Origin of the sequence: Curtobacterium sp. MCBA15_007 (assembly GCF_001864905.1) — a bacterium.
Classification (GTDB): Bacteria; Actinomycetota; Actinomycetes; order Actinomycetales; family Microbacteriaceae; genus Curtobacterium; species Curtobacterium poinsettiae.
This window is the reverse complement of the sequence record NZ_MJGM01000034.1, coordinates 114,936-135,427: the sequence shown is the minus strand read 5'-3', so window position 1 is coordinate 135,427 and position 20,492 is coordinate 114,936. Positions and strand designations below refer to the sequence as shown.

Annotated in this window: 18 protein-coding genes and 3 tRNA genes; 15 read left to right on the top strand and 6 right to left on the bottom strand. The window is 71.8% G+C overall.

Translation table 11 applies throughout. The features are described from left to right. Window positions 1-119 precede the first annotated feature (119 nt). Window positions 120-1,118: an o-succinylbenzoate synthase gene (locus BIU95_RS13265; protein WP_071251889.1), complete on the bottom strand. Its 999-nt coding sequence runs from the start codon at window positions 1,116-1,118 to the stop codon at window positions 120-122. A gap of 119 nt (window positions 1,119-1,237) precedes the next feature. On the opposite strand from BIU95_RS13265, the gene BIU95_RS13260 reads away from it, so the two are divergent. Genes BIU95_RS13260 through BIU95_RS13245 form a run of 4 tightly spaced genes read left to right on the top strand, consistent with a single transcriptional unit; the run spans window position 1,238 to window position 4,916 of the window. Beyond that, window positions 1,238-1,777, top strand: a complete 540-nt coding sequence (locus BIU95_RS13260; protein WP_042541201.1) for a hypothetical protein — start codon at window positions 1,238-1,240, stop codon at window positions 1,775-1,777. Window positions 1,778-1,808: 31 nt separating this feature from the next. Beyond that, complete coding sequence (locus BIU95_RS13255) at window positions 1,809-2,738, top strand: 1,4-dihydroxy-2-naphthoyl-CoA synthase (protein WP_017888615.1); 930 nt, start codon at window positions 1,809-1,811, stop codon at window positions 2,736-2,738. Continuing rightward, on the top strand, window positions 2,738-3,877 hold the full coding sequence (locus BIU95_RS13250) for an AMP-binding protein (protein WP_017888616.1): 1,140 nt from the start codon (window positions 2,738-2,740) through the stop codon (window positions 3,875-3,877). Before BIU95_RS13255 ends, BIU95_RS13250 begins: the two co-directional genes overlap by 1 nt. A 43-nt stretch (window positions 3,878-3,920) precedes the next feature. Continuing rightward, entirely contained in the window at window positions 3,921-4,916 is a 996-nt protein-coding gene (locus tag BIU95_RS13245; RefSeq protein ID WP_235045704.1) for a 1,4-dihydroxy-2-naphthoate polyprenyltransferase, read from the top strand. Window positions 4,917-4,953: 37 nt separating this feature from the next. Here the strand turns inward: BIU95_RS13245 and BIU95_RS13240 are convergent, their stop codons facing one another. Then, window positions 4,954-5,289, bottom strand: coding sequence for a DUF4229 domain-containing protein (locus BIU95_RS13240; protein ID WP_017888618.1), 336 nt, complete (start codon window positions 5,287-5,289; stop codon window positions 4,954-4,956). 65 nt (window positions 5,290-5,354) lie between these two features. Here BIU95_RS13240 and BIU95_RS13235 point away from each other — a divergent pair, with 65 nt between their 5' ends. Both BIU95_RS13235 and menD read left to right on the top strand, forming a co-directional pair. Next, window positions 5,355-5,714 (top strand): PLDc N-terminal domain-containing protein, encoded by a 360-nt coding sequence (locus BIU95_RS13235; RefSeq protein ID WP_017888619.1) that lies wholly within the window; start codon window positions 5,355-5,357, stop codon window positions 5,712-5,714. Then, window positions 5,707-7,455 (top strand): 2-succinyl-5-enolpyruvyl-6-hydroxy-3-cyclohexene-1-carboxylic-acid synthase, encoded by a 1,749-nt coding sequence (gene menD, locus BIU95_RS13230; RefSeq protein WP_071251895.1) that lies wholly within the window; start codon window positions 5,707-5,709, stop codon window positions 7,453-7,455. The genes BIU95_RS13235 and menD overlap by 8 nt, the downstream gene beginning before the upstream one ends. Window positions 7,456-7,513: 58 nt before the next feature. Here the strand turns inward: menD and BIU95_RS13225 are convergent, their stop codons facing one another. After that, complete coding sequence (locus BIU95_RS13225) at window positions 7,514-8,773, bottom strand: isochorismate synthase MenF (protein ID WP_071251887.1); 1,260 nt, start codon at window positions 8,771-8,773, stop codon at window positions 7,514-7,516. 86 nt (window positions 8,774-8,859) lie between these two features. Here BIU95_RS13225 and BIU95_RS13220 point away from each other — a divergent pair, with 86 nt between their 5' ends. From BIU95_RS13220 to BIU95_RS13205, 4 genes are all read left to right on the top strand, one after another. After that, window positions 8,860-9,651, top strand: a complete 792-nt coding sequence (locus BIU95_RS13220; RefSeq protein ID WP_017888622.1) for a demethylmenaquinone methyltransferase — start codon at window positions 8,860-8,862, stop codon at window positions 9,649-9,651. Window positions 9,652-9,682: 31 nt separating this feature from the next. Beyond that, complete coding sequence (locus BIU95_RS13215) at window positions 9,683-10,759, top strand: polyprenyl synthetase family protein (protein ID WP_017888623.1); 1,077 nt, start codon at window positions 9,683-9,685, stop codon at window positions 10,757-10,759. Between the two features lie 86 nt (window positions 10,760-10,845). Beyond that, window positions 10,846-12,219, top strand: a complete 1,374-nt coding sequence (locus tag BIU95_RS13210) for an FAD-dependent oxidoreductase (RefSeq protein ID WP_071251886.1) — start codon at window positions 10,846-10,848, stop codon at window positions 12,217-12,219. 5 nt (window positions 12,220-12,224) lie between these two features. Beyond that, window positions 12,225-13,340 (top strand): heparan-alpha-glucosaminide N-acetyltransferase domain-containing protein, encoded by a 1,116-nt coding sequence (locus BIU95_RS13205; RefSeq protein ID WP_071251885.1) that lies wholly within the window; start codon window positions 12,225-12,227, stop codon window positions 13,338-13,340. Window positions 13,341-13,742: 402 nt separating this feature from the next. Here the strand turns inward: BIU95_RS13205 and cls are convergent, their stop codons facing one another. Beyond that, on the bottom strand, window positions 13,743-15,203 hold the full coding sequence (gene cls / locus BIU95_RS13200) for a cardiolipin synthase (protein WP_071251884.1): 1,461 nt from the start codon (window positions 15,201-15,203) through the stop codon (window positions 13,743-13,745). Window positions 15,204-15,243: 40 nt separating this feature from the next. Beyond that, window positions 15,244-15,732, bottom strand: a complete 489-nt coding sequence (locus tag BIU95_RS13195; protein ID WP_017888627.1) for a YajQ family cyclic di-GMP-binding protein — start codon at window positions 15,730-15,732, stop codon at window positions 15,244-15,246. 137 nt (window positions 15,733-15,869) lie between these two features. On the opposite strand from BIU95_RS13195, the gene BIU95_RS13190 reads away from it, so the two are divergent. From BIU95_RS13190 to BIU95_RS13170, 5 genes are all read left to right on the top strand, one after another. Continuing rightward, a tRNA-Tyr gene (locus BIU95_RS13190) sits at window positions 15,870-15,954 on the top strand. A 58-nt stretch (window positions 15,955-16,012) separates the two neighbouring features. Continuing rightward, a complete protein-coding gene (locus BIU95_RS13185; protein ID WP_056070644.1) occupies window positions 16,013-16,843 on the top strand; it encodes an inositol monophosphatase family protein in 831 nt (276 codons plus the stop codon). A 148-nt stretch (window positions 16,844-16,991) separates the two neighbouring features. Next, on the top strand, window positions 16,992-18,152 hold the full coding sequence (locus BIU95_RS13180) for a M23 family metallopeptidase (RefSeq protein ID WP_052481950.1): 1,161 nt from the start codon (window positions 16,992-16,994) through the stop codon (window positions 18,150-18,152). 93 nt (window positions 18,153-18,245) lie between these two features. Continuing rightward, window positions 18,246-18,317, top strand: a tRNA-Thr gene (locus tag BIU95_RS13175). Between the two features lie 32 nt (window positions 18,318-18,349). Continuing rightward, a tRNA-Met gene (locus BIU95_RS13170) sits at window positions 18,350-18,423 on the top strand. Window positions 18,424-18,524: 101 nt separating this feature from the next. Here the strand turns inward: BIU95_RS13170 and BIU95_RS13165 are convergent. Further along, a complete protein-coding gene (locus BIU95_RS13165) occupies window positions 18,525-20,423 on the bottom strand; it encodes an ABC transporter ATP-binding protein (protein WP_017888630.1) in 1,899 nt (632 codons plus the stop codon). Window positions 20,424-20,492 lie beyond the last annotated feature (69 nt).

Genomic DNA, 20,492 nt, shown 5'->3' with positions numbered 1-20,492 from the left:
CTCGGCGGCGCCGAACGGAGACGACGGCGTTCTGCGGAGACGACGGCGTCTTGCGGAGACGGCGGCGTCTTGCGGTGACGACGGCGTTCTGCGGAGACGACGGCGTCCCGCGCCCGGAGCTACTCGGCAGCAGCTGCGGCCAGCACGGTGTGCACACGCGCCACCCGCTCGCGCCACCACGCGGAGCGTTCCGGCGACGCGGCGTACCGCTCGACCAGTTCCGCCGCGACGTCCACCCGACGCACGGGCACGCGGCCGTCCACCGGCAGCAGGGGCTCCGCCGTCACGTCCCCGGCGAACATCGCCGCCGTCCCGAGGCCCGCGGCGTACCCCGGGGTCATCGCCGCGGCGGCCAGGAACGCCCCCATCCCGAGTCCGACCGACGTGTCGAGCGCACTCGAGACGACGCACGGCAGCCCGGCGTCGGCGATGACCGCGCCCGCCGCGGTGATGCCCCCGAGCGGCTGGGCCTTGACCACCAGGACGTCGGCTGCGCCGGCCCGGGCGACCGCGAGGGGGTCGCTCGCCTTCCGGACGCTCTCGTCCGCGGCGATCCGTACCCCGAGACCGGCGATCCGCGTCCGGAGCTCGGCGAGCTCGGGCACCGTGGCGCAGGGCTGCTCGGCGTACTGCAGGTCGAACGGTGCGAGCCGCTCGAGTGCCGCGGCTGCCTGCTCGACGCTCCACAGCCCGTTCGCGTCGACGCGGACGGAAGCATCGGACCCCATCACCCGGCGGACGGCCGCGACACGGGCGACGTCGTCGTCGACGGTGGTGCCGGGCTCCGCGACCTTGACCTTCGCGGTGGCGCAGCCGGGGTAGCGGGCGAGCAGGTCGGCGACGTCGTCGGCGGCGATCGCCGGGACGGTGGCGTTGACCGGCACGGAGTCGGCGGCCGGCTCGTGGTCGGTCCACCCGAAGTCGACGGTGGCGCGCAGCCATGCCGCTGCCTCGGCGTCGTCGTACTCGACGAACGGCGAGAACTCCGTCCAGCCTGCGGGGCCACGCAGCACGACCGCCTCGCGCGTGGTGATGCCGCGGAACCGCACCCGCATGGGCAGGGCCACCACGTGCGCGTCGGCGAGGAGTTCGGCGAGGTCGGGGAGCACGTCCGCCATCCTCCCACCGCACCCAGGTCGCCCGCCGGTTCCTCGGAGGGGACCGCCAGGGCAGGGCACTAGCATGCATCGGTCGGCTCCGGTCGGCGAGGGGAACGACCCGGAACGAGGGAGGCTCGGTGGCGGTGGATCCGCGGCAGCGCGCAGCACAGCAGCGGGCAGCACAGCGCCAGGCCGACCCGTCGAGCGCCGGCGCTCGTCCGGCAGCCCGTCCGGCGTCTGCAGCCCGTCCGAGCGCGGATGCCCGACCCGCGGCGAACCCGTCCCGAGCGACGGCGCGTCCGACAGCCGGGTCCGACGACTTCGCCCGGCTCATGCAGCGCAACACCGTCGACGTGCGGCAGGCGGCCTCCAAGAAGCGCCGCAACCCCGTCGTCGGCAAGATCGCCCTGGGCCTCGCCGTGGTCTCCGCTGCGGTCGACGCCAGCGCGTTCGCCGTGTTCATGGGCGGTGACACGAACTTCGCGTTCGGCATCTGCTTCGTCGTCGTGTTCCTGACGCTCATCGCCGCCGTGCTCGGGTTCGTCGCCGCCGTCGGATCCTTCGGCCGCTGGTACGGCGCCATCGGGGTCGTCCTGGCGTTCTTCGCGAACCCCGTGATCCTCATCGTGATCATGGTGTTCGTCGCGCCGGAGCTCCTGACCGACATGGGCGCCTGACCCGGCAGACGCCCGGCGGTACGTTGGGGGCATGGCTGCTCCCGTCTCCGACCTGTTCGACCCCGACGTCTGGACCACCGCTCCGATCGCGGAGCAGTTCACCGACATCACGTACCACAAGCACGTCTCCAAGGGGATCGTCCGTGTCGCCTTCGACCGTCCGGAGGTCCGGAACGCCTTCCGCCCGCGCACGGTCGACGAGCTCTACCGCGCCCTCGACGACGCCCGGCAGGACCCCCGCGTCGGTGTCGTCCTGCTCACGGGCAACGGCCCGAGCCCGAAGGACGGCGGGTGGGCGTTCTGCTCCGGCGGCGACCAGCGCATCCGTGGACGGAGCGGCTACCAGTACGTCGGTGACGAGGGTGCACCGCCCGAGGGCGTCGACCCCGCGGCCGCGCAGGCGTCGATGGGGCGGCTCCACATCCTCGAGGTCCAGCGCCTCATCCGGATGATGCCCAAGGTCGTCATCGCGGTCGTCCCCGGCTGGGCCGCCGGCGGTGGGCACTCCCTGCACGCCATCTGCGACCTCACCATCGCGAGTGCCGAGCACGGCAGGTTCAAGCAGACCGACGCCGACGTCGGCTCGTTCGACGGCGGGTACGGCAGCGCCTACTACGCCAAGCAGATCGGGCAGAAGTTCGCCCGCGAGGTCTTCTTCCTCGCGCAGGAGTACTCCGCCCAGCGCGCCTACGAGATGGGTGCGGTGAACGCCGTGGTCCCCCACGAGGACCTCGAGCGTGAGGCGATCCGCTGGGGCGAGATCGTGCTCGGCAAGTCCCCGACGGCGATCCGGATGCTCAAGTACGCGTTCAACGCCGTCGACGACGGCATGGTCGGTCAGCAGGTCTTCGCGGGCGAGGCGACGCGGTTGGCGTACGGCACCGACGAGGCGGTCGAGGGTCGCGACTCGTTCCTCGAGAAGCGCGCTCCCGAGTGGACCGCGTTCCCCTGGCACTACTGATGCCCCGTCCGCTGGTCGCGACCGGTACGTCGGACCCGTCGGCCGTGCTGCGCGCCCTGGAGGCAGCGCTCGCCGGCGGCCCCGCGCTGCTCCCCGTCGCCGAGGGGGCTCCGGCGCTGCCGAAGGCACCTCCGGCCGAGGTCCGGCAGGCGGTCGCCCTGGTGGTCGAGACGAGCGGGTCCACCGGGACCGGTAAGCGCGTGGCGCTGTCGTCCGAGGCGCTCCTCGCCGGTGCGGCGGCGGCCGACGCGGCGCTCGGTGGTCCGGGGCGCTGGGTGCTCGCGCTGCCGACGCACTACATCGCCGGCCTCAACGTCCTGACCCGCTCGATCACCGCCGGCACCGAGCCCGTCGTCGTGGCACCCGGGCACTTCGCGGCCGCCGCGTTCACCGAGGCGGCCGAACGGCTCGTCACCGGTCCGGCCGCGCCCCGTCGGTACACCTCGCTGGTGCCGGTCCAGCTCGCCCGGGTCCTCGACGACCCGGACGCCACCCGCGCCCTCGCCGGGTTCGACGCGGTCCTGGTCGGCGGACAGGCGACCCCCGCGCCGCTCCGGCAGCGCGCGCGCGACGCCGGGGTCCGGATCGTGACGACGTACGGCGCGAGCGAGACGAGCGGTGGGTGCGTGTACGACGGCGTCCCGTTCGGCACGGTGCGCACCGCGCTGGTCGACGACGAGCTGCACCTGGCCGGGCCGATGCTCGCCGAGGGGTACCTCGACGACGACGACCGCACGGCGTCGGCCTTCGTCGAGCGGGACGGGCTGCGGTGGTACCGGACCGGGGACACCGCGACCCTGTCCGGCGGGGTCGTCCGCGTGCTCGGACGCCTCGACGACGTGGTGATCTCCGGTGGCGAGAAGGTCCAGCTCGGGGCGGTCGAACGGCTCGTCCGGGGGCTGTCCGGGCAGCAGAGCGCCGTCGTCGTGCGGCGCTCGGCGGGGGAGTGGGGCGAGGTCCCCGTCGTCGTCACCGAGCAACCGCTCGACCCGGACACCGTGCGTGCCCACGTCGGAGCAGCCCTCGGCCGTGCCGCCCGGCCGGCCGACGTGGTCCTGGTGGACCGGATCCCGATGCTGACGTCCGGCAAACCCGACCGGCGGGCCGTGCAGGCGCTCGTCGACCCGGCAGGGCCGTAGGGGCGATCCTCCGGGCGCCGCATCGGCAATAAGATCGGTGCTCGTGGCACGAACGAAGAACTCGACGCAGAAGCAGGGCCGGTCCGGCAACCCGGCGAAGGCCGCTGCCCCCGCCCGCACCAAGCGGAAGGCGACCGCACGCGACTGGATCGGCGGCGCGCGTCTGCGCACCCTGACCCTCGGCGTCGTCCCGGTCGTGCTGGGCACCGCCGTCGCGTTCGTCGACAGCGGTGAGCCCGGGGACTTCGGCGACTACCTGGCGAAGGGCAGCCACCTCGCCATCGCGCTGCTCGCCCTGGCCGTGGCGCTGTTCCTGCAGATCGGCGTGAACTACAGCAACGACTACTCCGACGGGGTCCGCGGCACCGACGAGTACCGCGTCGGACCCGCACGGCTCACGGGTGCCGGGCTGGCCAAGCCCCGGACGGTGCTCACGGTCGCCCTGACGTTCTTCGGCCTGGCAGCCGTCGCCGGCCTGGTCATCGTGCTGCTCACCCAGCTGTGGTGGCTGCTGCTCGTCGGGGCCGCCGCCATCGTCGCCGCCTGGTTCTACACGGGCGGCAAGAAGCCGTACGGGTACAACGCCCTCGGCGAGGTGTTCGTGTTCGTGTTCTTCGGACTCGTCGCCGTGCTCGGTACGCAGTTCGTGCAGATCCGCGAGGTCACGCTGAGTGGCTGGGCAGCTGCGGTGGCCGCCGGGTTCTTCGCCTGCGCGGTCCTGATGGTGAACAACATCCGCGACATCGACGAGGACCAGCTGGCGGGCAAGCGGACACTCGCCGTGGTCGTCGGCCGTCCGGTCGCCCGCGTGCTCTTCGGCCTGTTCCTGATGCTGCCGTACGTCGTGCTGCTCTGGTTCGTGCTGCTGTACTTCCGCACGGGCTTCACGTACTTCTCGCTGCTGCTGGCGCTGCCGGCCCTGGCGATCGGGGTGTCGTCGCGGAAGCCCCGCGAGCTCATCACGGCGCTGCAGCTGTCGTCGTTCGCGTCGCTCGCCTTCGGCGTGGTGCTCGGGATCACCCTGGCCGTGCAGCCGTAACCGTTCCGGCTCCGACCTGACGACCCCATGCCCGGGGTCAGTCGGCGTCGGCGTCCCGGCGTGCTTCGTGCCGGTCCGCGTCGGACACCGGACGGACGACGGGAGCGGCCGCGGCATCCGAGTCGGCGGCGTCGACGAAGTCGTCCTCGAAGTCCGAGTCGGCGTCGCGCTCGGGGACGCCGCGGCGGTTCGCCAGGCTCAGGGCGACCTGCGTGCGGAGTCCGGACAGTGCGATGTACGAGATGAGCAGACCCACCAGGGCGGCGATGATCGTCGCCCAGTACCACTTCAGCGGCGTCAGGAGCAGGAGGAGCACGAGCGCCACCACGAAGATGCCGAGCCGAGCCAGGGTGTACAGGAGCCACGCTTTCACACGGTGAGTCTACGGAAGCGCCGACCGGCAGGGGCATCACAGGGTCGCGACCTAGACTTCACCGCATGGTCCGCTTGTGGTTGATCGTCGTCGTGGCCGCCGTTGCCTTCACGGTGTACGCGGCCATCGACTGCGGCACGATGCCCCGTCAGCGCATCCGTTCGCTGCGTCGCGGTGTGTGGCTGCTGCTCGTGATCATCCTGCCCGTGCTGGGCGGCGTCCTGTGGTTCCTGCTCGGTCGCACCCCCGCGACGGACCCCGGTGCATCTGCCCGGTACCGTGGACCCGAAGACGACCCAGACTTCCTCGGCACCACGCCGGAGCCGGGCGACACCCTCACGGACAAGGACCAGGACGACGCGACCCTCCGAGACCTCGAAGACCAGTTCCACGAGCGCGACGACGACGGCCGCACCGATCGCTGACGGCCCCGTCGGCTCGGGCAGCCCGGCGACCGACACCGCGCTCGCGCTCCTGCAGGAACTCGTCCGCGCCGGCGTCACCGACGTCGTGGTCAGCCCCGGTTCCCGGTCCCAGGCACTCGCGCTCGCCGCGGTCGCCCTCGAGCGTGTCGGCGGACTGACCGTGCACGTCCGGTTGGACGAACGGACCGCCGCGTTCTTCGCGCTCGGGCTCGCGGTCGAGACGCACCGACCCGCCGCGGTCGTGACCACGTCGGGTACCGCGGTGGCGAACCTGCACCCCGCCGTGCTCGAGGCGCACCACTCGGGCGTGCCGATGATCGTGCTGAGTGCGGACCGCCCCGACGAGCTCCGCGGCAACGGGAGCAACCAGACCACGGTGCAGCCGGGGATCTTCGGCGAGGCCGTCGCCTTCGTCCGCGACGTCGAGGCCCCGTCGGCGCACGGCGTCGATGCCTCGGTCCGCGACACCCTGCGCGCCCTCGCCCGACAGGCGGTCGCCGCCGCAGCCGGGCACACCGGGCAGCCAGGGCCCGCACAGCTCAACGTCGCGTTCCGTGAGCCGCTCTCCGCCGGGCTCACCCCGGAGCACGTCACCGCCGTCCCCGACGACGAGATCGACCTCGCCTTCGCCACCCGCCGCGCCCACACCGGTCTGCCGGTCGCCGAACTCACCCCGGACGACGAGCCGGCCACCGTCGTCATCGCCGGGCACGACGCCGGCGAGGAAGCTGAGCGGATCGCCTGGGAACTCGGGGCGCCGCTCCTCGCCGAGGTCTCCAGCGGCGCGCGCTTCGGCCGCAACCTGGTCGTGGCCTACCGTGAACTCCTGCGCGACGCGGACCACGGTGGCGCCGTCCGCCGCGCCGTCGTGCTCGGCCACCCGACCCTCAGCAGAGAGGTCCCCGCGCTCCTGCAGCGCGACGGGGTCGAGACGATCGTCGTCCGCGGACCGGCGGCCGACCCCTTCGACCCGGCCCGTGCCTCCCGACCGGACGCCGCGACCACCTTCGTGTCCGACGTCCGCGTGACGGGCCGCACCCGCCCGGAGCACCGTGCGTGGGTCGGCCGCTGGGTGGGTGCCAGCCGACGGATCCTGGGGGACGGCGACGCCGGCCCGGACCTCGACGCCAAGCGTTCCGCCGACCGCGCCGAGCGGAACAAGTTCCTGCGTGACGAGGTCGCGCTCCGTCGCCGACCCGTCGACCGGGCCATGCTCGCCGACGCCGTCTGGGGGGTGACCTGGCCGCACGACCGCCTGGTCCTCGGCGCCTCGCAGCTCATCCGCGAAGCCGATGCCCGGGTGCTCGGCAAGAAGATCCGGGTGCACGCGAACCGCGGACTGGCCGGCATCGACGGCACCGTCTCGACCGCGCTCGGCATCGCCGCGGCACTCGAGCAGTCCTCCGCCTCGGTGGGCACCACGCGCGTGCTCCTCGGCGACCTGACGCTGCTGCACGACCTCGGCGCGTTCGTCACCGGCACCGAGGAACGCACCCACCGGGTGCAGGTCGTCGTCGGCAACGACCACGGTGGCGCCATCTTCCGCGGGCTCGAGGTCGCGAAGACCACGCCGGACGCCGACATGCGCCGGATGATGTCGACCCCGCAGCACGTCGACGTCGAACGGGTCGTCACGGGTCTCGGGTGGGAGTACCGCCGGGCGGCCACGTGGGGCGACCTCGAACGCGTGCTGACGGACCCCGCCGAGCGCGTCGTGATCGAAGTACCGCTGGCCGACTGACCGGCCACGGGTGCCCCGGCCACGCTGCGACCCGGTCTCCGCGCGGCCCCGGGGTGCTTCAGGCCAGGGCGTCGGTGATCGGTCGGAACTTCAGGGCCGTCTCGGCGACCTCGCGCTCGGGCTCCGAGCCGGCGACGATCCCGGCGCCCGCCCAGGCGCGGACGGTGCCGTCGTCGTCGATCCGTGCGCTGCGCAGCGCGAGCATCCACTCACCGTCGCCCGTCGCGCTCATCCAGCCGACCGGCCCGGCGTAGCGACCGCGGTCGACGCCCTCGAGCTCGGCGACGAGCCGCACCGCGACGTCGGTCGGGGTGCCCGCGACCGCGGCCGTCGGGTGCAGCGCGTCGGCGACGTCGAGCGAGGTCGTGTCGGGCGGGAGCGTCGCCTGCACGTCCGTCGCCAGGTGCCACAGGTTCGGCAGCTGCAGCCGGAACGGTTCGGCGTCGGCGCGCAGGTCCGTGGCGAGCGGTGCGAGGGCGGCGAGCAGGCTGTCGATCGCGAAGGCGTGCTCCTCGACGTCCTTGGCGCTGCTGGCCAGGGCCTCGGCGGCGGCACGGTCGGAGACCTCGTCGGTGCCCCGTGCGGCGCTGCCGGCGAGCACCCGCGCGGTCAGCCGCGTGCCGTCGGTGCGGGCGAGGGTCTCCGGCGTGGCACCGACCAGCCCGTCCACTGCGAAGGTCACGCACTGCGGGTAGGCGGCGGCGAGGTCGAGCAGGACGGCTCGTCGATCGGCCCCCGACGGCAGCGTGCCGACCAGGTCGCGGGCGAGCACCACCTTCTGGGCGCTCCCGGCCACGATGCGGCGGACGGCCTCGGACACGTTGGCGGCGTAGGTGGCTTCGTCGATCTGCCCGGGACGCAGCTCGACGGAGACGTGCGGTCCGACCCGGGGGACCGGGACCGAGGTCCGGGTGAAGGCCAGGGGCTCCGCGCCGGCCGTGGTGTCGATGGCCGTCAGCCACGCCTTGCCCCGACGGCGGCCGAGGACCACCCGGGGCACGATGAGCACGCTCTCGTCGGCGGAGTCGTCGGCGAACGCGAACGACCCGAAGGCGACGAGCCCCGAGCCGCGCAGCTGGACGGGGTCGTCGACGACGGCGGTCGCGACGACACTGCGCCAGAGCGCGGCCGCGTCACGCATCCGGTCGGGGCCGGTGAAGGTGAACCGAAGCGCCTCACCGATGCCGACGATGCCGTCGCCGTTCCGGACGAAGGCGAGGGGTCGGTCGCGGAGCGTGTGGCGGAGGACGGTGCCCGGGTCGTCGAGGATCCGGGTCGAGACCGTCAGCGGGGGCGCCGCCGTGGTGGTTCGGGTCACGGCTCCGATGCTACGCGCCGATCCCGCACCGCCCGGGTGGCTGCGAGTCCGGTGAACGCTCGGTCGGGACCTCTAGGATTGACCACGTGAGCAGAGCGGACCTGAACAAGCGCCCGGACGAGGTGGCGGCGATGTTCGACGACGTCGCGGCCAAGTACGACCTCACGAACGACATCCTGTCGGCGGGCAACGCCCCGCTGTGGCGTGTCGCCACCGTCCGCGCGGTCGACCCCCAGCCCGGCGAGAAGGTCCTCGACATCGCCGCGGGCACGGGCACCAGCGCGGCGGCCTTCGCCAAGAAGGGCGCCGAGGTCACCGCGCTCGACCTGTCCGCGGGCATGATCGCCGTCGGCCGTGAGCGTCACCCCGAGATCACCTTCGTCGAAGGCGACGCCGAGCAGCTGCCCTTCGACGACGACACGTTCGACGCCGTCACGATCTCGTTCGGACTGCGCAACGTCAACGACCCGAAGCAGGCGCTCGCCGAGATGCTCCGCGTCCTGAAGCCCGGTGGCCGCGTCGTCATCTGTGAGTTCTCGACGCCGCCGCGTGCGCTGCTGCGCTTCGGCTACGGCACCTACCTGAAGCGCGTGCTCCCGGGCATCGCGCGGCTCTCGAGCAGCAACCCAGCTGCCTACCGGTACCTCGCCGAGTCCATCGACGCGTGGCCCGACCAGCAGGTGCTGACCCAGTGGCTCCGCGGTGTCGGCTTCTCGGTGGTCGCCTACCGCAACCTGACGGCCGGTATCGTCGCACTGCACCGTGGCCGCAAGCCCGTCGCCGACACGGTGCGCGAGTCCGCGGCACGGCGTGCGAAGGCCCGCCGTGACCACCAGAACACCGGCGAGCAGCCGCGCGTCGACCCGGCCGCCGACTGACCGGTCACCACCCCCGAAGACGGAGCAGCACTTGAATCCGAGCGTCCCGGTCGCACGTCGCGCGCCGAGCCTGCGCGCGTCGCTGGGCATCGGCGAGCGGTTGTTCGCCACGCCCGCCGACCGTCGCTTCATCTCCGCGGTCGACGACGGGCTCGAGCTCGTCGAGCAGGGGCTCGAGGACGCCATGCGCTCCACCGACACCCTCGCCGACACCACCAGCCGGTACCTGCTCTCCGCCGGGGGCAAGCGCATCCGTCCGACGCTGACGCTCCTCATCGCGCAGCTCGGCGACGGCGTGACCGACGCGGTGGTCAAGGCCGCGGTGAGCATCGAGACCACCCACTTGGCGTCGCTCTACCACGACGACGTCATGGACGAGGCGCCGGTGCGCCGCGGGGTCCCCGCCGCGCAGATCACCTACGGCAACAACGTGGCGATCCTGACCGGCGACCTGCTCTTCGCCCGCGCCAGCCTGATCACCGCGGACCTCGGCACCGAGGGCATCCGGATGCAGGCCGAGACGTTCCAGCGCCTCTGCATGGGCCAGCTGCACGAGACCACCGGTCCGCAGTCGCACGACGACCCACTGGAGCACTACATCCAGGTGCTCAGCGACAAGACCGGTTCGCTCATCGCCACCGCCGCCCGCGCGGGTGTGATGTTCTCCGGTGCCGACCGGGCCTACCTCGACGCCGTTGGCACCTTCGGCGAGAAGGTCGGTGTGGCCTTCCAGCTCGTCGACGACGTCATCGACCTCGCCCCCGCGACGGACAAGACCGGCAAGATCGCCGGCAACGACCTGCGCGCAGGCGTCGACACCCTGCCGATGCTGCAACTGCGGCGGATGGCCGTGACGGACCCCTCGGCACAGCACCTGGTCGAGCGCATCGAGCGCGACGTCAACGGCGCCCCCGACGACGTGGTCGACTCCGCTCCGTACCAGTCGGCCGTCTCCGCCCTCCGTGAGCACGAGGCCACCGCAGCGACCCGTGCGGTCGCCGTCGCCTGGGCCCGCGAAGCCGTCGACGCCCTCGCTCCGCTGCCCGACGGCATCGTGAAACGGGCGCTCACCCGCTTCGCGGACTCCGTCGTCGACCGAAGCCGCTGAACACCCCTCCCGACACGGCACGCCCACCGCGGCACGGTCGGGAGGCATCCCCGGGAACCCCCACCCGAACGAACTGGAGACGATCAGTGCCCACCCTCCGACTCGCCATCGTCGGCGCCGGCCCGGCCGGCATCTACGCGGCGGACATCCTGCTGCGCGAGGCCCGCGGTTACGACGTGTCGATCGACCTGTTCGAGCAGCTCCCGGCGCCCTACGGCCTGGTCCGGTACGGCGTCGCCCCCGACCACCCGCGGATCAAGGGCATCATCAACGCTCTGCGCGACGTCCTCGACCGCGGGGTCGTCCGGCTGTTCGGCAACGTCCGCTACGGCGAGGACATCACTCTCGACGACCTCAAGAAGCACTACAACGCCGTCGTCTTCTCGACGGGTGCGATCAAGGACGCCGACCTCGACATCCCCGGCGTCGACCTCGACGGCTCGTACGGTGCAGCCGAGTTCGTGAGCTGGTTCGACGGCCACCCCGACGTCCCGCGCACCTGGCCGCTCGAGGCCGAGAGCGTCGCGGTCATCGGTGTCGGCAACGTGGCCCTCGACGTGTCGCGCATCCTGGCGAAGCACGCCGACGACCTGCTGCCGACCGAGATCCCCGCGAACGTGTACCAGGGACTCAAGGCCTCGCCGGTCACGGACGTGCACGTCTTCGGCCGCCGGGGCCCGGCGCAGGTGAAGTTCACACCCCTCGAGCTCCGTGAGCTCGGCGAGGTCCGCGACGTCGACATGGTCGTCTACGACGAGGACTTCGACCACGACGAGGCATCGAAGACCGCGATCGCGACGAACAAGCAGGTCATGGTCATCAACCGTGTCCTCGAGCAGTGGCGCACGCGCGAGGTCGGCCAGGCCAGCCGTCGGCTCCACCTGCACTTCTACGCGAAGCCGATCGAGTTCATCGGCGACGAGCAGGGCAAGCTGACCGCCATCCGCTACGAGCGCACCCGTCCGAACGGCGAGGGCGGCGTCGAGGGCACCGGCGAGATCCGCGAGATCCCGATCCAGGCCGCCTACCGCGCCGTCGGGTACTTCGGTTCCCCGCTGCCCGGTGTCCCGTTCGACGAGCGGCACGGCGTCATCCCGAACCACGAGGGCCAGGTCCTCGACGACGACAACCAGCAGATCCCCGGTGTGTACGCCACCGGCTGGATCAAGCGTGGTCCGGTCGGGCTCATCGGGCACACCAAGTCCGACGCCATGGAGACCGTGCAGCACATCGTCAACGACCAGGCGAGCTGGTGGACGCCGGAGGACCCCTCGGACGAGGCGATCCCGGCCCTGCTCCGCGAGCGCGGTGTCGAGTACACCGACCTCGAGGGCTGGCACCACCTCGACACCCACGAGCAGGCCCTCGGGTCGATCGACGGCCGCGAGCGCATCAAGGTCGTCCCGCGCGACGAGATGATCGACGTCTCGCTCGGCCGCGTCGACGCACCGACGAGCTGACTGCCGTGACCGACACGCGCCCCGTCCCGCCCACCGCGGTGCGGGGCGCGTCTGCGTCGGGGGTCCGGTTGCAGGGCGTCGACGTGGCGCGCGCGATCGCGCTGCTCGGCATGGTGGCCGCCCACGTCGGCGCCATCGCGGAGCAGCTCGAGTGGACCGACCCGGCGACCTGGACCGCCGTCGCCCACGGCCGCCCGTCGACCCTGTTCGCAGTCCTGGCCGGTGTCTCGATCGGCTTGACGAGCGGCCGCACGGACCCGCCCGGCCCGCCGACGATCGGACGGATCCGCGCCCGGCTCGCGATCCGTGCGGTGGTGGTGGTCGTCATGGGCTTCGCGCTGATGGCGCTCGACACCCCGGTCTACGTGATCCTGCCGACGTACGGGGTGCTGTTCCTGCTCGTGGTCCCGGTGCTCCGCCTCCGGCCGGCGGCGCTGCTCGGCATCGCCGCCGTCTGCGCGCTGCTGTCGCCCGTCGCCGCGCTGGCGATCGCCCCCGCCTACGCGGATGCGGGCATGGTCGGTGTCCAGCTCGGCCTGGTCTACCCCGTGGTCACCTTCCTGGCGTACGTCCTGGTGGGGCTCGCGGTCGCCCGGGTCGGCCTGGAGGACCGTGGCCGGCAGGTCGCGCTCCTCGTGTCCGGCGCACTGGTCGCCGCCACCGCGTACGTCGCGGGCTCGTTCCTCGCCCCGCTGCCGGACGACGCGGCCCTGGCGTTCCCCGGCGTGCCGTACGCGGGCGAGGGCTCGACCCCCGGCCAGGCGCTCGCCCAGCTGTTCCTGTCCCCGCGTGACCACTCGTCGTCGGTCGTCGACGTGCTCGGGACGGCCGGCGTCGCGGTCACGCTCATCGCGCTCTGCGTGCTCGTGTTCGACGGCCGCGGGCGGGTCGCCGAGCGGATCGCGTTCCCGCTCGCCGCTGTCGGGTCGATGCCCCTGACGGTGTACTCGGGGCACCTCGTGGTCCTCGCGACGCTGCCGACGTCCCCCGAGTCGGCCGAGGCCTGGGGCTGGTTCGCCCTCGGCTCGGTGGTCTTCGCGATGCTGTGGCGGCGGTTCCTCGGCCGCGGCCCGCTCGAGCGGGTGGTGGGAGCCCTGGCGTCCCTCGTCCCGCTGCGCTGAGCGCACCTGGCGGACCCGCACCGGCCACGGAACACTTACCGCACGGTGCAGGGTTGTCCGTTCACCGCGGGCTTGCTCGCCGGGTGCCCCGCTGTCGCGACGCACGGTGCGGTCAAGGTCGCACCGGGTGCAGAACGACGCACGGTGCGCGACGGAGGCGACCCGCGCCTCCCCTTCGCACCGTGCGTGGTTGGTTGTGCGACGCGGGGCGCACGGCATCCTGAACCGGCCACGGAACGCTTACCGCACGGTGCAGGGTTGTCCGTCCGCCGCGGGCTTGCTCGCCGGGTGCCCCGCTGTCGCGACGCACGGTGCGGCCAAGGTCGCACCGGGTGGAGGACGACGCACGGTGCGCGCCGCCACGGTGCGCGCTGCGACGCTGCGACGCTGCGACGGCGTCGGCTACTGCAGCGCCGCCGTGAGCCGCGCGACGTTGTCGAGCACCTTGGAACGGCGCGGACGGTCGACCCACTCGTCGAGCGTGAGCTCGAAGCTGTGCTGCTTGTACGCTTCCTGCACCTCGCGCAGGGCGTCGACGAAGCGGTGACCGCGCACCATCACGGAGACCTCGAGGTTCAGGCTGAACGAGCGCATGTCCATGTTGCTCGAGCCGATCACCGACACCTCGTCGTCGATCGTGAAGTGCTTGGCGTGCAGGATCGTCGGCGCGCGGTAGAGCCAGATCTTCACGCCGGCCCGCAGGAGTCCCTCGTAGTAGGAGCGCTGCGCGTGCCAGGTCATCGTGTGGTCGCCCATCTCGCCGACGAACAGTTCGACCTCGACCCCGCGCTGCGCCGTCGTGGTGATGGCGTAGAGCATCGAGTCGTCCGGCACGAAGTACGGCGAGGTGATCGACACCTTCTGCTGTGCGGAGTAGAGCAGCGCGTTGAACAGGCGCAGGTTGTTCTCGCCGTCGAACCCCGGTCCGGACGGCACCACCTGGCAGTCGAGCGCGTCGCCGCGGTCGGCCCGCTGAACGGGGTCACTCTCACGCAGCAGCAGCTCGTCGGTCTCGCTGTACCAGTCGGTGACGAACAGGGCGTTGAGCCCGGCGACGACCGGCCCCTCGAACCGGGCGAACAGGTCCTTGTAGACCATGCCCTTCTCGACGTGGGACCTGATGTCGTAGGAGGCGTCGATCAGGTTCTGCGAGCCGGTGAACGCGACCGAGCCGTCGAGCACCATGATCTTCCGGTGGTTGCGGAGGTCGGGACGCTGGAACTTGCCCTGCAGCGGCAGGAGCGGGAGCATCAGGTGCCACTCGATGCCCGCCTGGTCCATGAACGCCAGGGTGTCCTTGTACCCCGGGTACCCGCGGCTGGCCCAGTGGTCGAGCAGGAACCGCACGGTCACACCGCGGGACTGTGCCCGCGCGAGCGCCTCGAAGAAGGGCCGGGTGGTGTCGTCGAGCGTCGCGATGTAGAACTCGACGTGCACGAAGCGGCGGGACTGGTCGATCGCCCGGGTCATCTCGGCGATGGACTCCTCGGAGTCGGGGTAGAGCTCCGCCGAGTTCCCCCCGACCAACGGCATCGCTCCGAGCTCGCGGTTCAGCCGTGTGACGCTCTCCAGCCACGCGGGCCACGGGTGGTCACGGCGGACCCGCTCGATGCCCTCGGTCTGCTCGAGGATGTACGCGTTGATCTCGGTCTGCTTCTCGCGTCGGGCGCGCGGGAGCTTCGTCGACCCGATGACCAGGAAGACGATGAAGCCGATGTAGGGGATGAGGAAGATCGCGAGCAGCCACGCCGTCGCGGTCTGCGGCTTCCGGTTGATCGGGACGTAGATGATCGAGAAGACGCGGATCGCCAGGTCCAGCAGGACGAGCAGGACGGTGATGACGACGGTGAGCCAGTGCTCCACGGGGTGCCGGTGTCGGGGTGTCGTTCGCAGGGGCCGCGGGTCAGCGGAAGTTGATGAACTGCAACGGGACGTCGAACTCTTCACCCTTGAGGAGCTGGATCGTGTTCTGCAGGTCGTCACGGCTCTTCGACGAGACGCGGAGCTCGTCACCCTGGATCTGGCTCTTCACGGTCTTCGGGGCGTTGGCCCGCAGGAACGCACCGATCTTCTTCGCCACGTCCTGCTCGATGCCGTTCTTGAACTTGACCTCGATGCGGTACTCCTTGCCCGAGGGGTACGGGTCGCCGGCGTCCAGGCTCTTCAGGCTGATGTTGCGCTTGATCGCCTTGCTCTGCAGCACGTCGAGGACCGCCTTGGCGCGCTCTTCCGAGTTCGCCTTGATCAGGACGTCCTCACCGCTGAACGCGACCGAGGCGTCGGCACCCTTGAAGTCGTACCGCTGCTCGATCTCCTTGGCCGCCTGGTTGAGGGCGTTCTCCGCCTCCATCTTGTCGACCTTGCTGACCACGTCGAAGGAACTGTCTGCCATGCGGAACAGCCTAACGGCGGACAGGAGGCCCGGTTCCGGTCGCGCGGATCGGCTGACGGTGGTCACGACCACCGTCAGCGATCCGCTATGCTTTTGTGCGCGCCTTCGGTTGGTGATCACACTGGCTGGGTGCGCATGGCAAGTTACCCAAGCGGCCAAAGGGATCTGACTGTAAATCAGCCGGCGTAGCCTTCGGGGGTTCGAATCCCTCACTTGCCACCATCTGATCGGCCCCGTCCACTGCGGACGGGGCCGATGGTGTTTCCGGGAGGATGGGTGCATGGCCTCCGACCTCACCCCCGCCCAGTTCGCCGACCTCGCCGAGTCGATCGCCCGTGACGCCGCGGCGCTGGCCGCACGGCGCCGCGCCGAGGGGGTCGAGGTCGCGGACCGGAAGTCGAGCATCGTCGACGTGGTCACGGCCGCTGACCGCGAGGTCGAGGCGCTCATCCGTGCCCGCATCGCCGAGGCCCGTCCCGACGACGCCTTCCACGGCGAGGAGTCCGGATCCGCCTCGGGTGCCTCGGGCATCACGTGGGTGGTGGACCCGATCGACGGCACGGTCAACTACCTGTACGGCAGCGACGAGTACGGCGTGAGCATCGGTGTCGTCCGCGGCGGGGCCGACCCGATGACCTGGGAGCCGATCGCGGGCGTCGTCGTGGCACCGGCGACGGGCACCGTCTTCCGCGCGGCCGCCGGACAGGGCGCGACGCGTGACGGGGAGCCGTTGTCCGTCGCCGCGCCCGGGTCGCTGGCGGAGACGCTCGTCGCCACCGGGTTCGGGTACACGGCAGACCGTCGTCGCGAGCAGGTGGCGGTGCTCGCCGGTCTCATCGGCGAGGTGCGGGACATCCGCCGTGGGGGAGCGGCGTCGCTCGACTGCTGCGCGGTCGGGGCGGGGACGGTGGACGCCTACTACGAACGCGGGATCAACCCGTGGGACATGGCGGGCGGGGCCCTCGTGGCACAGGAGGCCGGCGCGGCGATCCGCATCTGGGAGGCCGGGGGGACCCGCTCCTTCCTGTTCGCGAGCCCCGCCGTCGCCGACGAACTCGAGGCGCTGGTGCGTCGGCTCGAGGCCGGTGCGCTCGGATCCGTGCCGGCCTGACGACCCGCCGGGCACCACCTCCGGGGGTCCTGGGTGGACATGACCACGACTGGCGACCTGGGACGTCGCCTGCTAGCGTGCTCAGGTCCCGTTATCTGCTCGTTACCAACGAGTGGGCCCTTCTCCGATCAGGATCGCCACCGCACGCATGCCCCGTACTCCTCTGTCGTCCGCTCCCACCGACGGTTCCGTCGACGCCGCCACCCCGGTCGTCCACCAGACCCGACGCGCTCGGATCGAGGCAGAACGAGCAGCGGCCAAGGGCTCGACCACGGCGCAGGACTCGACGGGTCCGAGCTTCGACGACGTCATCGGAGCGGCCACGCCGGGGACCCCTGCGGCCCCCGTGTCGCCGATCGACTTCGCGCCGGCGTCGCCCGCGCGCCCGGCCTCGCGCATCCAGACGCCGCCGGCACCCACCTCGCCCGACGTGCAGGCGCAGTCCGTCGCCCCCGTCGCTCCCACATCTGCGCCCCGCCGCGTGGCCGGTCAGGTCCCCGCCTCGCGCCGCCGCAACGGCCGGACAGCCACGACGGCCCCGGCCCCGGTCGACCGCGCAACGCGCCACATCCCCTCCACCAGCACGCCCGTCGCAGCGCCGACCCGGAAGCGGGGCGCGTCGTTCCGCCGGTCGGCCTCGCGCGTGACCGCCGTCGGCGCCCTGCTCTTCGCGGCCGGCCTGGTCGTCTCGACCTCCCTGCCGGCGCAGGCCCTCTGGGTGCCCGAGTCCGGGTCGACCGCGGCTCGTGCCACCTCCGGTGGTGCCACCCAGTCGATGCAGGTCGGGGCTGCCGCCGACGGTTCCACCGCCCGAGACCAGTTCACGGTGTCCGATGCCACGCAGTACGCGAACGTCGACTCCTCGAGCTTCACGAACGACCCGACGGGCACGATCCAGTGGCCGTTCCTGACCGGCGTCCCGATCACCTCGGGCTTCGGGGGCCGCCAGGTCGCCGGGTGCTCGTTCTGCTCGACGAACCACATGGGCGTCGACTTCGCACCGGGTGAGGGCACCCCGATCGGTGTCATCGCCGCCGGCACCGTGATCAAGGTGCAGGCGAACGACGGCGGCTTCGGCAACGACGTCTGGGTGGAGCACGACGTCGACGGCAAGCAGTTCGTCAGCGTCTACGGCCACATGGAGGACAACTCCTTCAAGGTGGTCACCGGCCAGCACGTCGAGGTCGGCGACATCCTCGGTCTCGTCGGCAGCACGGGCAACTCCACTGGCCCGCACCTGCACCTCGAGGTCCACGTCGACGGAGTCCCGGTGGACCCGCTGGCGTGGCTCAAGGCCAACGCGAACTAGCGGCCCACGACGCGGCACGCCCGGGCGTCTCGTCCGGTTCCGGAGCAGCGTCGGAGGTCTGCTATCCTCGTGTGGTGCCGTTCGCGGCACATCGCCCCGATAGCTCAGTGGTAGAGCACCTCCATGGTAAGGAGGGGGTCGTCAGTTCAATCCTGACTCGGGGCTCCGACCCGGTGCGCACGCCGCCCCGGATCTCTGGCGGGGTAGCTCAGTTGGTTAGAGCACACGACTCATAATCGTGGGGTCGCGGGTTCAAGTCCCGCCCTCGCTACGCGCAAGGCCCTCTCGTCCAGGATCCCCTGGGTCAGGGGGCCTTCTCTGTTGGTGGCGGCGCAGACCCCTGCTGCGCCGCCCGACTGCCCGACTGCCCGCTCAGTCCACCGCTGCTTCCGCGTCGGCATCGACGTTCTCCTGCGCGGCGAACTGGGTCCGGTGCAGCTCCTCGTACCGCCCACCGGCGGCCAGCAGCTCGTCGTGCGTACCGCGCTCCACGATCGAGCCGTCCTCGACCACCAGGATCAGGTCCGCGCTGCGGATGGTGGAGAGTCGGTGGGCGATCACCATCGCGGTCCGTCCCTCGAGCGCCTCGCCGAGTGCGGCCTGCACGGCGGCCTCGGACGTCGAGTCCAGCGCTGCCGTCGCCTCGTCGAGGATGACGACGCGCGGCTGGGCGAGCAGGAGCCGCGCGATGGTCATGCGCTGCCGCTCACCGCCGGACAGCCGGTAGCCGCGTTCTCCCACCATCGTGTCCAGCTGGTCGGGCAGGGACCGGATGAGCGGTTCGAGACGAGCGCGACGGACGGCGTCCCACACCTCGTCCTCGGTCGCCTCGGGCCGCGCGAACCGCAGGTTGGAGCGGATGGTCTCGTGGAACAGGTGGCCGTCCTGCGTCACCATGCCGAGGGTGTGCCGCATCGAGGCGAAGGTGACGTCGCGGACGTCCGTGCCCGCCAGGCGGACGGTGCCGCTGTCGACGTCGTACAGGCGCGAGAGCAACTGCGCGACCGTGGACTTGCCCGCACCCGACGTCCCGACGAGGGCGACGGTCTGGCCCGGCTCGATCCGGAAGGACAGCCCGTGCAGGACCTCCTCGCCGCCGCGGGTGTCGAGCGTCGCAACCTCCTCGAGCGAGGCGAGGGACACCTTGTCGGCGGACGGGTAGGCGAACCGGACGTCGTCGAACTCGACGGACACCGGCCCGTCGGGGATGGTGACCGCGTCCGGCTGCTCCTGGATGAGCGGTTCGAGGTCCAGGACCTCGAAGACGCGCTCGAAGCTGACCACGGCGCTCATGATCTCCACCCGGGCGTTCGCCAGGCTGGTCAGCGGCGCGTACAGGCGGGTGAGCAGGAGCGCCAGGGTGACGACCTCGCCGGTGTCCAGCCGCCCGGCGAGCGCGAGGAAGCCGCCGAGCCCGTACACGAGCGCCAGGGCGAGTGCGGAGACGAGCATCAGTGCGGTGAAGAAGACGAACTGCAGCATCGCGGTCCGGACCCCGATGTCGCGGACGCGGGCAGCGCGGACGCGGAACTCCTCGGCCTCCTCGTCGGGCCGACCGAACAGCTTGACGAGGGTGGCGCCGGGTGCCGAGAAGCGCTCGGTCATCTGGGTGCTCATCGCGGAGTTGTGGTCGGCGGCCTCGCGGCGCAGTGCGGCCAGGCGGCTGCCCATCCGGCGCGCGGGGACCAGGAAGAGCGGCAACATCACCACGGCGAGGACCGTCACGAGCCACGAGGTGCTGAGCATGACGATCAGGGTGAGGACCAGCGCCACCAGGTTCGTGACGACGCCGGACAGGGTGCCGCTGAAGGCCTGCTGCGCACCGATCACGTCGTTGTTCAGGCGGCTCACGAGCGCGCCGGTCCGGGTGCGGGTGAAGAACGCGATCGGCATCTTCTGCACGTGGTCGAAGACGGCGGTGCGGAGGTCCAGGATCACGCCCTCGCCGATCCGTGCCGAGTACCAGCGTGTCGTCAGCGACACGGCGGCGTCGGCGACGGCGACCAGGGCGATGACCACGGCCAGCCGGACGATGGTGGCGACCTCGCCCCGGGCGACGATGACGTCGACCACCCGTCCCGCGAGCACCGGCGTCGCGACGGCGAGGAAGGCACCGACGACGGAGAGGGCGATGAACACCAGCAGCTTCGCCCGGTACGGCACCGCGAACGTCAGGATCCGTCTAACGGTCGCGCGGGAGAACCCGTGCTTGCCGCCCTGCGCGGACGAGATCTTGTACAGCGAGCTCCAGGCAGCGCTCTCCATGCTCATGGCGGTTCCTTTCCCGGGCCCCGCGCCCAACATAGATGGCCGACGGGGTCATCGGTGACCGATCCGGGC

Coding starts and splice junctions, on each gene's coding strand:
- BIU95_RS13265 (WP_071251889.1), bottom strand. CDS start 1,118: ATGGCGGACGTGCTCCCCGACCTCGCCGAACTCCTCGCCGACGCGCAC.
- BIU95_RS13255 (WP_017888615.1), top strand. CDS start 1,809: ATGGCTGCTCCCGTCTCCGACCTGTTCGACCCCGACGTCTGGACCACC.
- BIU95_RS13250 (WP_017888616.1), top strand. CDS start 2,738: ATGCCCCGTCCGCTGGTCGCGACCGGTACGTCGGACCCGTCGGCCGTG.
- BIU95_RS13235 (WP_017888619.1), top strand. CDS start 5,355: ATGGTCCGCTTGTGGTTGATCGTCGTCGTGGCCGCCGTTGCCTTCACG.
- BIU95_RS13195 (WP_017888627.1), bottom strand. CDS start 15,732: ATGGCAGACAGTTCCTTCGACGTGGTCAGCAAGGTCGACAAGATGGAG.
- BIU95_RS13185 (WP_056070644.1), top strand. CDS start 16,013: ATGGCCTCCGACCTCACCCCCGCCCAGTTCGCCGACCTCGCCGAGTCG.
- BIU95_RS13180 (WP_052481950.1), top strand. CDS start 16,992: ATGCCCCGTACTCCTCTGTCGTCCGCTCCCACCGACGGTTCCGTCGAC.
- BIU95_RS13165 (WP_017888630.1), bottom strand. CDS start 20,423: ATGAGCATGGAGAGCGCTGCCTGGAGCTCGCTGTACAAGATCTCGTCC.